Genomic DNA, 915 nt, shown 5'->3' with positions numbered 1-915 from the left:
AACGCTAAGCCTCTCTATTTAAAAAGAATCGCTTGTAGATAAAATGCTAAGCTCTAAAAAGAAATCGTTATGGATGGCGGTTAGCGACGGGTTGGCGGGCTCAATCAACACGCTCCCGTTCGCAAGTTATCTATTCATGCATTACTTCTTCAAAGGAAGCACCGCACTATGAAGCGAATCATTTTTGGCACATTGATTATTGCCCTTTTAAGCGCCTGTTCAAAAGATAACACGCACCAAGCGCTTGGCACCCTAGAGCGTGACCGCGTAACGTTTACTGCCACATCTAATGAGATAATTAGAGCCCTTCCTGTCAAAGAAGGTAGCTTGGTCAGTGAAGGGGAAGTGTTGGTTCAGCTCGATACCAAGAATCAACAAGCAGTTCTTGCACACGCCGTTGCCGAGCAAGCCAAAGCGGGAGCGTATTTGCTTAAATTGACCAATGGTGAACGCCCAGAAGACATTGCTGCCGCATCGGCTCGCGTAGCCCGAGCGGAAGCGCAGCTCACCGAAGCGCAGAAAAACTATCAACGCAAAGCAGAACTGGTGCGTAAAAAGCTCATCAGCCAATCCGAAAAAGATTCCGCTCTTGCGGCAAGGGACTCGGCGAGAGCCGAATTAGACTCAGCAAAAGAAGAGTTCAGTAAGCTCACCGCAGGTTCTCGCCTCGAAGACATCGAACAAGCTAAAGCCGCTTTAATGGCGGCAAAAGCCGAAGTAGCATTGCAAGAGCAAAAACTGGCAGAACTCACCATCACGGCCACGCGTGACGGTACGCTCGATAATTTGCCTTACAATCTTGGCGAACGCGTACCAGTGAACGGTGTGGTTGCCGTGATTCAAGCCAACCGCGTACCGTATGCACGAGTGTATGTTCCTGCCGATTATCGAATCGGGTTTATTCCTGGGAAAACC

The 915-nt window shown here is 49.3% G+C and carries 1 protein-coding gene; it reads left to right on the top strand.

Going from position 1 to position 915, the window contains the following annotated elements; all coding sequences use genetic code 11:
* Positions 1–168: 168 nt before the first annotated feature.
* A partial coding sequence (locus R7Q46_RS25605) for an HlyD family secretion protein (RefSeq protein WP_318078003.1) occupies positions 169–915 on the top strand: 747 nt, incomplete at its 3' end.

It is taken from the genome of Vibrio sp. 811, assembly GCF_033339195.1.
This window is presented reverse-complemented; position numbering and strand designations above follow the sequence as displayed.